10 protein-coding genes are annotated in these 12,421 nt (G+C 42.7%); 7 read left to right on the top strand and 3 right to left on the bottom strand.

Annotated features, from left to right (window positions below):
• Positions 1-195: 195 nt before the first annotated feature.
• Complete coding sequence (locus IYN84_RS20385) at positions 196-762, bottom strand: YhcB family protein (protein ID WP_196141129.1); 567 nt, start codon at positions 760-762, stop codon at positions 196-198.
• Positions 763-1,073: 311 nt separating this feature from the next.
• Here IYN84_RS20385 and IYN84_RS20380 point away from each other — a divergent pair, with 311 nt between their 5' ends.
• Positions 1,074-1,727: an alpha/beta hydrolase gene (locus tag IYN84_RS20380; protein ID WP_196141128.1), complete on the top strand. Its 654-nt coding sequence runs from the start codon at positions 1,074-1,076 to the stop codon at positions 1,725-1,727.
• Positions 1,728-1,774: 47 nt separating this feature from the next.
• On the top strand, positions 1,775-2,872 hold the full coding sequence (gene zapE / locus IYN84_RS20375) for a cell division protein ZapE (protein WP_196141127.1): 1,098 nt from the start codon (positions 1,775-1,777) through the stop codon (positions 2,870-2,872).
• A gap of 93 nt (positions 2,873-2,965) precedes the next feature.
• Here zapE and IYN84_RS20370 read toward each other — a convergent pair whose 3' ends face one another.
• Positions 2,966-3,304 carry an HU family DNA-binding protein gene (locus IYN84_RS20370; protein WP_196141126.1) on the bottom strand — a complete coding sequence of 113 codons (339 nt, stop codon included), beginning with the start codon at positions 3,302-3,304 and terminating at the stop codon, positions 2,966-2,968.
• A gap of 355 nt (positions 3,305-3,659) precedes the next feature.
• Between IYN84_RS20370 and rplM the strand changes: the two genes are divergently transcribed.
• From rplM to IYN84_RS20355, 3 genes are all read left to right on the top strand, one after another.
• Positions 3,660-4,088: a 50S ribosomal protein L13 gene (gene rplM / locus IYN84_RS20365; protein WP_196141125.1), complete on the top strand. Its 429-nt coding sequence runs from the start codon at positions 3,660-3,662 to the stop codon at positions 4,086-4,088.
• Positions 4,089-4,100: 12 nt separating this feature from the next.
• Positions 4,101-4,493 (top strand): 30S ribosomal protein S9, encoded by a 393-nt coding sequence (gene rpsI / locus IYN84_RS20360; protein ID WP_196141124.1) that lies wholly within the window; start codon positions 4,101-4,103, stop codon positions 4,491-4,493.
• Between the two features lie 293 nt (positions 4,494-4,786).
• Positions 4,787-7,771, top strand: a complete 2,985-nt coding sequence (locus IYN84_RS20355) for a TonB-dependent receptor (protein ID WP_196141123.1) — start codon at positions 4,787-4,789, stop codon at positions 7,769-7,771.
• A 132-nt stretch (positions 7,772-7,903) separates the two neighbouring features.
• Here IYN84_RS20355 and IYN84_RS20350 read toward each other — a convergent pair whose 3' ends face one another.
• A complete protein-coding gene (locus tag IYN84_RS20350; RefSeq protein WP_196141122.1) occupies positions 7,904-8,800 on the bottom strand; it encodes a universal stress protein in 897 nt (298 codons plus the stop codon).
• A gap of 566 nt (positions 8,801-9,366) precedes the next feature.
• Here IYN84_RS20350 and IYN84_RS20345 point away from each other — a divergent pair.
• Both IYN84_RS20345 and IYN84_RS20340 read left to right on the top strand, forming a co-directional pair.
• A complete protein-coding gene (locus tag IYN84_RS20345) occupies positions 9,367-11,181 on the top strand; it encodes a monovalent cation:proton antiporter-2 (CPA2) family protein (RefSeq protein WP_196141121.1) in 1,815 nt (604 codons plus the stop codon).
• A 148-nt stretch (positions 11,182-11,329) separates the two neighbouring features.
• The gene (locus IYN84_RS20340; RefSeq protein WP_371735014.1) at positions 11,330-12,385 is read left to right on the top strand and encodes an HD-GYP domain-containing protein; all 1,056 of its coding nucleotides are present in this window, start codon (positions 11,330-11,332) and stop codon (positions 12,383-12,385) included.
• The last annotated feature ends 36 nt before the right edge of the window (positions 12,386-12,421 follow it).

The following is a 12,421-nucleotide window of genomic DNA, read 5'->3' as shown; positions in this document are numbered from 1 at the left end:
GTTCCTGTTATTGATGCTATTTCGGCTGCACTGCGAGAAGCCGAGGCAACACATCATACCACAGGAAAACGAAACTTCTTGTGTCTTATTCCACTAAGCGTTGTGACTATCTCTGGAATGTGCAATTGGTAATCAAAAAAGAGACTCGAAAGTCTCTTTTGGGGAAATCGGTCCTGGCGAATGGCTGCCGGGTAACTAGGAAGTTTTAACGCCGTCTATATCAAGGCTGTTGTGATTGATTACACCTTCTGCTTTTACTGCATAGTCCAACGCTGGCTCGCTAGAGTTGCTGCTATCCTTTTCTTTCGCTTTACTAAATTTGACAACGGTATCAGACTCTTTCTCAGTTTCCGTCGCAGTCTCTTCAAGGTGATTCCTATAGTCATGTGCATTGTAGAGCTTGTTTGCATCAAACAGCTCTTCTCCTCCAGCTTTTGGCGCCTGCTTCTCAGGAGCGCCTAAATGTTCAGTCTCTTTTTTGGGGAGAGATTGAAAGCTGGGGGCTGAACATAGCTGATTAGAACTTTTAGCAATGTGATCGTAAAGTGATTGATAACTATCAGAAACCTGGTTAAACAAGTCAGCAGTCTTTTCGAAATGACTGGTTACTTTTCCTCTAAATGCCTCTAGCTCGGCCTGTTTGTTCTTAAGATCCTGCTCTAATCTCGACTTTTCTTTTGCATCTGTAGAATAATTGCGTCCGAATATAAAGCCTGCTGCTCCCGCAATAATTATTCCCAGAACTGTTGCAAAATATTCCATTAGCTTACCTCATAATTAATACGTCAAGTCGCTTGTCAGATGAACTATACAACCTGATTCTACAGGTATTTGGCCTTGCTTAACCTTGTTAACATATAGATCATACTACCTCCTTAAATATATACCAGTTAGCCTGTCTAGTCGAATAGCATTTGGTCTAATTTGATCCTTGTCATAAAGTTTTTGCTGTCAGTTTGAGCTGCAACAGGTTGAGTATATGAGCAGACTGGATGAAGCTCTGGCAGTTTTAGTGGTTTAGTGAGAAAATGCCGCGATTTTGATAGTCTGAATAGTCAATTAATATATCTGTAATGAAACTAACAAGCGAAAAAGTAACCATCGCTGGGCCTGACGGTACAATAGAAGCTTTGCTCGATATGCCGGAGAACTTGTCCAGTGCTCCTTATTTTTCTGTCAATTGTCATCCTCACTCTCTTCATGGAGGTTCGTTATCTAACAAAGTTGTTCATACTTTGTCACGAACTATTGCTGGTCTTGGATTTCCGAGTATTCGATTCAACTTCCGAGGGGTTGGTAATAGTGAAGGAAAATATGATGAGGGCAGAGGAGAACAGCAAGATCTCGAGTTTGTCATTAAATGGATGCAGCAAAAATTTCCAGATAAAAAATTGATATTGAGTGGTTTTTCTTTCGGAGCCTATGTATCTTCCTTTGCTTCACCGCGACTGCGACCAGAACTTTTGATAAGCGTTGCGCCACCGGTTAAGCGATTTGATTTTAACGGGTTTGTTCGTCCGGATTGCGACTGGCGTATTATTATGGGGGACGACGACGAGTTAGTGGATTATTCGGAAGTGGTTGAATGGGTCAAATTGTTCGAAAAAACTCCTTCAATGATTACAATGAAAGGTGCCAGCCACTTTTTTCACGGGCGCCTGGTGGAGCTGCGTAGTCATATCGAAGAAATTGTGAGTCATCATGTAAATTTGTCATCTAAATTTTAGCGCCAGCGATAATCATTAACCTGCAGCAGGAAATTAACACCAAGACTATGAAACAAACTCCTTTGTCAAAATATCAAGCAGATATGGCGTCAGGTCAATATACGCATGATGCCGCTCAGGCAATGGCTGTCGAGCTGCTTGATGACTTATTTCATCGTCTAATACGGGCGAATCAGCCTAAAGGGATGCTTACGCAGTTTAGAGCCTGGCTTGGCGGAACTCCGGAGCCGGTCAAAGGGCTTTATTTCTGGGGGGGCGTCGGTCGTGGTAAGACCTATTTAATGGATATGTTTTACGATCTATTACCGCTAGAAAACAAAATGCGACTGCATTTTCATCGGTTTATGCATCAGCTACACGAGCAGCTGACCGAACACAAGGGGCAAAGCGACCCTCTAAATAAAATCGCGGATGATATAGCGAACAAAACCTGTGTCATCTGTTTTGACGAATTTTTTGTCAGTGACATCACCGATGCGATGTTATTAGGAGGCTTGTTTCAAGCGCTATTTAAGCGCGGAGTGGCATTAGTGGCAACGTCAAATATTCCTCCCCAGCGTCTTTATTGGAACGGCTTGCAGAGGGAACGATTTATACCCGCAATCAAATTAATTGAAGCCCATACTCAGGTTGTAAATGTTGATGGCGGCGTTGATTATCGACTAAGAACTTTGGAGCAAGCAGATATTTTCCATACTCCCCATGATCAGGCTGCCATTGATAATTTAAATGTCAGTTTTGACCAGTTAGCGACTGAAGAAGTGGGACAAGGAACATCTATTGAAGTTGAACATAGAATGATTGAAACTATTCGTCTGGCGGAAGGCGTCGTCTGGTTCGACTTTAAAGCAATTTGCGAGACTGCGAGAAGCCATTCCGATTATATTGAGTTGTCTCGCTGTTACCATACAGTTATGGTGAGTGATATACCTCAACTCGAGGCAAAGGATGATTCAGCGGCAAGACGTTTTATCAGTCTTGTTGATGAGTTTTATGAACGAAATGTCAAGTTGATGATAACTGCTGCAGTTGAGTTGGAAGAGCTCTATGTGGGGAGCCAGTTAGCTTTCGAGTTTAAAAGGACACTCAGTCGTCTACAGGAAATGCAGTCACATGACTACCTGGCAAAACAGCATCTTGCTTAGCCTTGTATTTTATTTGTTTTTTTCTCAATCATAAACAAAAAAGCCGTGGTAATGACCACGGCTTTTTTAATTCTTTGAATGAAATAACCGCGATTAGCTGGCCATGTCTTTCAATTTTTTCAAAGGACGCACTTTTACACGAATTGACGCCGGCTTAGCTGCAACGTCCATTAGTTCGCCAGGCTTAAATGGGTTTGGAACGCCTTTCTTCGCTTTACGAGCAGGTACTTTTTGCGCTTGAATCTTCAACAATCCCGGCAAAACAAACTCACCACAAGAACGCTTTTTAATATGGCGATCGATAATGTCAGTCAACTCGTCCAGTACAGCACCAACTTGCTTCTTGGAAAGCTCAGTAGACTCGGCAATTTCGTTAAGAATCTGAGTTTTAGTGTATCTTTCTTTAATGGTTTTTGGTTTTTTAGCAGCCATTTTAGTTCCTGAAAGTTAAATTATGATTAGAAGTTAACGATTGAGCCGCAAAAGCTCGAAATTTAGCCAAAAATGTGGGTTAATTGAAAAAAGCCCCTAGCTGTAGAGCTTTTTAACTTAGAAACCCGCGGAAATAAAGCATTATTTGCAAAAAAACTCGATTATTTGCACTATCTAGCCCTTGTGATTCATGGGGTTTGGTTAAATTGTCGAATTAATAACCATAATTACCGATATCGGGCTATTTTTTAGCTAAAATAGGTTGTGCTAGCGCTACCATTTCTGTAAAATTCGCGCTCTTTTTTAAAGTAATAACTTAAACAAGGCCTAGCAAAGCCCGAAATTGGAGCTAAAAATGAGAACTTTTAGTGCAAAGCCAGAGTCAGTTAAACGTGATTGGTACGTTGTTGACGCAACTGGTAAAACACTTGGCCGTTTGGCCACAGAAATCGCTCGTCGTTTACGCGGCAAGCACAAAGCAGAATATACTCCTCACGTTGATACCGGTGATTACATCGTTGTTGTTAACGCTGAGAAAATTGCTGTAACAGGTAATAAAGAAGCTGCTAAGACATACTACCACCACACCGGCTACCCAGGTGGAATCCGCGGAATTACTCTTGATAAATTAAGAGAAAAGGCGCCAGAGCGCATTTTACACAACGCGGTAAAAGGTATGATCCCAAGCAATCCTCTTGGTCGTGCCTGCTTACGCAAGCTAAAAATCTTTGTTGGTCCTGAGCATACGCATCAGGCACAGCAACCAAAAGAACTTAACATTTAATTGGTGAAGATAATGTCAAATACTCAATATTACGGTACAGGTCGTCGCAAGAGCTCAACCGCTCGTGTATTCCTTCGCCCAGGTAAAGGTGACATTGTTGTTAACCAACAGCCTTTGGATGAATACTTCGGTCGTGAAACTTCAAGAATGGTTGTTCGTCAGCCACTTGAGTTGACTGAGACGTTAGAGAAATTCGATGCATACGTTACTGTTAAAGGTGGCGGTGATACAGGTCAAGCTGGTGCAATCCGTTTAGGAATCACTCGTGCATTGATGGAATATGATGAAGAAATGCGTCCAACACTTCGCAAAGCAGGTTACGTTACACGTGATGCTCGTGCTGTTGAGCGTAAGAAAGTTGGTCTTCACAAAGCGCGTAAGCGTCCACAGTTCTCAAAGCGTTAAAATTTCATTCGGGGAACAGCCCCTCCCCAAACGGTTTTGCTTATCAAAACGCCTCCTTCTGGAGGCGTTTTTTTATGCCCGTCAAAAACTGTCAGACCCTCCTTGAAATTCAATTATGTGTATATAAAAAAATGTTTATTGTGCGCAATAGCTTTGTTGTGATAGTGTTGCCTTCGAGTAATCAGATGCAAACTGGCGATTCTAAGAGTCGCTGATTTCATTGTTGCTCTAACAACCGAGAAACAACTATCTATCGATTGTAAGCAAGTCGATTAGGGGAACTAGGAGATAGCATGAAACTAAAAACAAAAATACTTGCTGGCTTCGCACTCTCTTTATGTTCAGCCGCTGTTATGGCGGCAGATACAGGTGGGGAGTTGCGCGGACACGTTGAGTCGGCAAGTGGTAAAGACGTAGCAAATGCTGCGATTACCGTTATTCACAAAACAAAGGGTATAACGCGAACCATAAGAACCAACTCTCTGGGAAATTACACCCTGAGAAATCTTCCTGCTGGTGAGTACCAGCTAATGATTGAGAGAGATGGATTTGAAGCTGAGGCTGAGTCATTCAAAGTATTGATTGGTAAGCCCGTTATTATGGAGACTGTCCTCGGAGAGGAAAACCGTGGTCAGGTCCTACAGATTGTCGGGACCCGCATGCAAAAGCTCGATATGGCAGAGACAACTGCTGGTCGTGCTTTTGATTTTGAAGAAATCAAGATTATGCCGGTAGAAGCGGGTCTTGAGTCAATGGTATTAATGACACCGGGTACGGTAGAAAATGCTGCACCAGGAGCGTTCAATGGCGCGTCTTCGATAGGGGGTGCATCTTCTGCAGAAAATGGTTATTACCTGAATGGTATTAATATTACTCAGATTGAATCTGGCTTAGGCTCTTTCAGAATGCCGTGGGAAGCTATTCAACAGACTAATGTTCAAACCAGCGGAATTACAGCTGAGTTTGGTGGTGCCCTTGGTGGTATTGTTAATACAGTTTCTAAATCAGGTGATAATGAATTCAAATTCGGTGCTCAATACCGAATCGATCCAGAATTTGGTTACAAGCCACATAATTCTGTCAGGCTGATGAGTGATCCTGAGTTATACCAGCTGAATAACGAAAGAGATGAGCTAGAGTTTTCCGAGTACAATATCTGGGCAAGCGGTCCTATTGTCGAAGACAAAGCTTTCTTCTATTTCTTGTACAACCCACAAACGACCAATTCCGAAGGCGCGGGAAATTCTTCCTGGTACAGCACGGAAACTAAATCAGACCGTTGGTTCCTTAATGTTGACTGGCACATGTTTGAAGGTCACTCTGTCGGGGTAACAGCTTTCAATACAAAAAGGGAATTCACTACTCTCAATCATTCATACGATGTTGCCAGCGATACAATTGCGCCTGAGTCTAATGGTATATCTTTTGCTGAAGATGGCGGCATGTTCAAGGGGATCACTTATCACGGTGAATTCAATGACGTTTTCTCTCTGGATATGGTCTGGGGTCAAACTGAAGAAGAGGAGGTTCCAGTACCCGCTAACTTTTATCCTTCAGTGTTAGATTGCAGCACCGGAACCTGTACTGATATCCCCGGATATTCCTACAGCAATTCCAGTATTGAACCACAGAAGTTTACTCGCGATCAGTTTAGGGTAGATTTTCGTTTTGACCTTGATCGTCACTCTATTGCCTTTGGTATCGATCAATACGATATCGATGTATATGTTAACAATCGTCAAAATGGTGTTGCTGTTGGTGACCTTAATGATCTGGATGACAGCGCGGCTACCGGTTGGTGGGCCTACGGTATTGCGGGTGACGCTTATGGAAGTGTTGGAACCGCTGCTGTTGAAGCTGGATTGGCAGAAGGTACCGAATTTGTTCGACGCAGAATCAGAAATCGCTTTTCAGACTCAACGGTGAGTTCAAAAGCGTTTTATGCGCAAGATAGCTGGAAGTTCAATGATGAATGGACATTCAATTATGGGGTTCGTGTTGTCGACTTTGCTAACACTGTTTCCAGTGGAGAAAAATATGTTGATACTTCGGGCAATATTGCACCAAGACTGGCTGCTATCTGGGACATTGATGGCAAAGGTGAAGACAAATTGTTTATGTCGCTTGGGCGTTACTTTCAACCTGTTGCTGCGCGGATGAACATTGTTCAGGGATCTTCTTCAGTCGAGTACTTTGACTATTATGAGAATCTAACGCCAGGTGAAGTTCCAGCGCGTCTGGAAGATGGTTCTCCAGCTCGTGGAGATCGTTTGCTTCCTCGAGATTATCGTCAAAGAGGAATTACCGATCCAAACCTGATCGCATCCAAAAATCTAAAAGCCATGTATTCTGACCAGTTGTCGATAGGCTACTCTACTCAACTAAATGAATACACCGCAAGTGTTACTGCGACCTATAATGAACTCGGCCGTTCAGTTGAAGATACTGACTATATGCCGGTTTTATCAACCAAGCTGGAAGAACTTGGTATCGATAACAATACCGGACAAGGTAGCTTCTATATTCTTGCAAATCCTGGTGATGAGGTTCAGATTGCCTATGACTTTGATGGCGATGGAACGGTGGATAATGTTACTTTGACACCTGATGAATTGCAGCTCGCGAAACCGGTTAGAAAATATATCGCATGGGATTTTCAGATAAACGGTCCTGTTACCGATGACTTTGAAATATTTGCTTCTTACACCTGGTCTCACAGCTACGGTAATACCGAAGGGTTGGTAAAAACAACCAATGGTCAGGCGGATCCTGGTTGGACGTCTGACTATGACTACGGTGATGCACTCGATCATGCCTATGGTGATTTACCGAATGATAGACGCCACTCAGTCAAGGTTTCTGGAGTTTATGATCTTAGTGACAGCATGGCTTTGAGCTTTGTATATCGTGGTGCTTCAGGTCGTCCATTAAATACTTTGACTCCGCATCCTGAAGGAGTGGATTCATGTGCACCTGATAGCCCTTGGTCTGATTGTGTCAGCCGTTGGTATATTGGTGGTTTCTACGATGCTGAAGGAAATCCTTCTCCACGTGGTTCCGCTGGCAATCTGGATTGGACGCATAATGTTGATCTTTCGTTCAGCTATCGAAACGATGAGATTCTCGAAGGTCTATTGTTGAAAGCTACCGTTTATAACTTGTTTGCGGCGGATACTGCAGTCGATGTCAATGAATGGACTAATAGTGGAAACTATGGATTGACAGAGATCTATCAGCAGGAAAGATATCTTTCACTTATTGCAAGAGTCGAGTTCTAGGCAAATAAGATCGATTTGATTCACCTGTAATCTGATGCCACCCACCAGGGTGGCATTTTTTGTTGGGCAGAATATTATTTTCTTTTTTGGTGAAAAAATCGTGTTTGTATTTCGATAGCGATTTAACTCTTGTTAATAGGGGACAAGAAGTAAATCAGACTTTCCTCTTTCCATTAATCGCTCTGCGGTATTGGCAACAAAGTGCCCTCTAAGTCCTCGGTTTCTGTGATTGCCTAAAACGACCAGCCGATAGTTTTCTTTTTCGACCAACTCGTTAATTCGATCTTCTATATAGCCCTCTACAATGTGTCTGTCTTTCAGGTGAAAGTGTCTATGCTTCACCAATGATTGAATATTTTCGTGCTGTTCTTCAACGACTTTCTGACGGTATCTGCGGAGTGTTTTATTTTGATACGACTCAGCCGGATCGAGGATCGGAGTCATATGAGCACTGATCAGACTAGGTAAAGAGCCGAAAGAGCCGGCAATAGATTCTGCCCACTCCAGAATGTTTTCATTCAACTCACATTTTACGTTATCTTGTGTTCCGCCATCGATTGCGGCAAGTACCTTTTTATCTCCAAATTCGTCTTTTCTAACGAGCATTAATGCCGTTGGACAGCTTTTAATGAGCTTGTAATCTAGCGTTCTACTATGAAAAAACTCCGAATAATGATTCGGATCCGATAACTTAACCAGTAGGTCGGGTTTGATTAGTTCACAAGCGAGTTCGATAGCTTCCATCGGAGGATGAGTCCATAAATCATGGATTTCAACTCTATGGGTTGCGGGAATATGTTCTTCAGCAAGTTGAACGAGGTAGTTCACTCGCTCTTCTTTTCGTTCATGAAAAAACTGCTTATGTCTGTCTGGACTGGCCTCCGATATAAACGGGACTTCTTGAGGTTTACAACTTAAAAAGTGAAACTCGGTGTCAGACGAATCTTTTACCGTTAAGGCATGGTCAATGACTAATTGCAGACTTTCGTTGTCATTATCAATAATTAGTACCTTGCGGAAACTGTCCATTTTGCTCCTCCTTATCGACAACACGAAATCCTGTTATAAACAGGCTGTAGATATCGAAAAATTTAGTGAACCGTCCTGGAGAATAGGTTTTATTTAGCCGAACCGGATTGGTATTCCAAGTGGTCTAAAAAAGTATATGCCTATAAAAACGAGCAGTCACCAATAAGCATCAGACAGTCTAATAAATATCGCCCTGAGATATTTTAGGGATTAAACAAAAAGTTGGAATGCAAGTTGTCATTAACTCAGCTTTCTATCGAAACGATAAAAAGTAGGTGATGACTGTTTTGTTAGTTGTTAGTTGTAGATCGTATGTCGCAGTATGAATATTCTCAAAGTATCCATCCTGCACTGTTCTGGTCAGTTAATCCTCCATTTGAATCTGCTAACTGAGCTGTCCTGCTTCAGATTTCGCCTGTATCACTCAATAACTCTGAATAGCTCTGAATAGCACTCCCTGGCAGGCTCTTCGGAGCGAATGAAATACTGCGCCACAACAACCGACTTCAAAAATAGTCGCTTCTCAACTAGATTTAACATAGAACCAACATAAAAAGAATATTTCTATGCTCGCCGCTTCAATGATTTATCTATGTGCTGCCGTAATTTCTGTTCCTATCGCTAAACGATTGGGGTTGGGCTCGGTACTTGGTTATTTACTCGCAGGGATTTTAATCGGTCCTTTTGCGCTCAAGCTAGTTGATAATCATGCCGATCTAATGCATTTCGCTGAGTTTGGGGTGGTTATGATGCTTTTTCTTATAGGCCTGGAGCTTCGTCCGGGGTTACTTTGGGGATTAAGAAAAACAATTCTCGGACTCGGCGTTCTACAAGTTGCGGCTACTGCGTTGCTTGTCACTTTTTTTATAATGCAACTGTCTTCATTAAGTTGGAAAACCAGCCTGGGGATAGGGTTGGCTATCGCTTTATCATCAACAGCGATTGTGATTCAGTCGCTATCTGAGCGAGGACTTCTGAAAACACAGGCCGGGAAAAATGCCTTTTCGGTACTACTTTTTCAAGATATTGCGGTAATACCAATTCTCGCTTTACTACCATTATTGGCGGTTTCCTCGGCTGCTACCAATGATCCTGTTTCTCATCAAAGTTTGATTGCTGATTACCCGGTCTGGGTACAGATTATCGTAACCATCGCAACTGTCGTCAGTATTGTCGTCGGTGGAAAATACTTGTCAGCACCTATATTCCGTTTTATTGCTGAAACTCATTTGCGCGAAATTTTTACCGCATTTGCTTTGTTGATAGTTGTTGCCACTGCGGTGCTTATGCAAGCGATTGGACTGTCTCCTGCACTGGGGACTTTTCTTGCTGGCGTGGTGTTGGCTGAAAGTGAGTTCAGACATGAACTGGAAGTTGATATCGAGCCGTTTAAGGGAATGCTTTTAGGACTCTTTTTTATAACCGTTGGCGCCAATATTGACTTTTCTGTGCTCATTGAATCACCTCTTCTGATTTCGGGAGCGACAATTGGTTTGATTGCACTCAAAGCGCTGGTTTTGGCAGTTCTTTCCATTATTTTTAAGATGGGTAATAAACAAGGCTTCCTGTTTACATTCGCTCTTGCTCAAGGAGGTGAATTTGCCTTTGTAATTACTTCAACAGGCTTAAATTTTGGAGTGTTTGATCATCAAATTAGTAATACTTTAACTGTGGTGGTTGCACTCTCGATGCTGGTTTCTCCGTTACTGATTATTTTTTTCGAATGGTATAACAGTCAACCAGGGCAAAAAGTGTTAAATGGCGAAAAAGATGAAATCGAACCTACCTGTAACGCAATTATTGCAGGATACGGCCGCTTTGGACAAATCATTGGCCGCTTACTGGACTCTCAAGGATTTCATTTAACCATTCTCGATCATAGTCCCAGTCAAATCGATTTGTTACGGCGTTTTGGCAACAAGGTGTACTACGGAGATGCTTCGAGGAAAGATCTGTTGATTGCGGCAGGAGCAAACGAAGCCCAGGTTTTAGTTATCGCGGTTGATGAGCCAGATAAAACGCTTGAAATTGTAAAGACTTCAAAAAAGTATTTTCCACACTTGAGAATACTCGCACGAGCTATCGACAGACGTCATGCCTACGAGTTAATTCGAGAAGACATTGCCGGATACCAAAGAGAAACATTTGACTCTGCGCTGCGCCTCGGTATCCAGGCATTAACTGAGTTGGGCGTTAATTACCAGCAAGCTGAAGAGGCTGGTAAGATGTTTGCGCTACATGATCAACAGTCACTGACGATGCTGGCTTCTCTATGGGGAGATGACAAAAGTTATGGCGCAGCGGTCAGACAGCGAATGGAAGATCTTAAACAGGTGCTGCAAAGAGATAAAAAGGAGAAAAAGGATAGTAACGAGCGCTAAAATAAGAGGGGCGTTGTTCTGGTGCGAATGGCGCTGTGTATGGATAGCCCAGCAGGCGACAGAACAATCAGTAATACCGTGAATTTTAAGGAGAATTTCACAAAATCTACTATTCTTAGTGAATGGGCGGTATTTGTGGGAGTTTAGCGTGTATCAAACAGACAATTATTCGAAAAAAATAATGATTGTCGATGACAACCAGTCGAACCTGAAGCTAGTCGAAAAAGTTTTACGCCGGAGTAACTATAAAGACCTCGTATTAATCGATGATCCCAGGGAGGTCGTCGATACCTATAGAGCAAATCGTCCAGAGCTTATCTTGCTGGACATCAATATGCCTTATTTGAACGGGTTCGAGGTGTTAAAGCGGCTGAATGCATTAAACGACGATTTGTTACCTCCGGTAGTTATTTTAACGGCACAAAATAGTCAGGATACGTTATTTCAAGCGCTTGAACTTGGGGCTCGAGATTACATTTCCAAGCCTTTTGACACTAATGAGCTGCTGATGCGGGTTAAAAATTTGCTTGATGCTCAACTTGCCCATCATTTTCTTCATGATCAAAAAGCTTTGCTGGAGCAACTTGTTCAGGAGCGAACTAAGGAGCTGGAAGATACCAGGTTACAAGTGGTGCAGCGGTTGGGTAAAGCAGCCGAATATCGCGATGAAGAGACAGGTAATCACATTTTGCGCATGAGTCACTCTTGCGCATTACTGGCAGAGGCGCTTGGCTGGAATGAGAAAGATTGTAAATTGATACTTAACGCCAGTCCCATGCATGATATTGGCAAAATAGGGATCCCAGATCACATATTGCTTAAGCCGGGAAGATTTGAACCTGATGAGTGGGAGATTATGAAGACCCATGCGCAAATAGGTGCTCAACTACTCGACGGGGATGACTCTGAGCTTCTCGTTATGGCGAGAGAGATCGCCCTTACTCACCACGAAAAATGGGATGGCTCAGGCTACCCCAATGGAACCCGAGGTGAAGAAATTCCTGAAGCCGGCAGAATAGCTGCGCTTGCTGACGTTTTTGATGCTCTAACTTCTGAACGTCCTTACAAAAAAGCCTGGCCTATCGAACAAGCTATAGAGTTTATCCAGACTAACAAGGGCAGCCATTTCGAACCAAGAGTAGTCGAGACGTTTTTGAATATATTGCCGGGTATTCTCGAAATTCGATCACGATTTTCTGACTAGACAAGCAACCGATTAGTATTTCAAAGTGAAAACTTT

This window comes from Aliikangiella sp. G2MR2-5 (genome assembly GCF_015687155.1).
In the GTDB taxonomy this organism is placed as follows: Bacteria; Pseudomonadota; Gammaproteobacteria; order Enterobacterales; family Kangiellaceae; genus Aliikangiella.
This window is presented reverse-complemented; position numbering and strand designations above follow the sequence as displayed.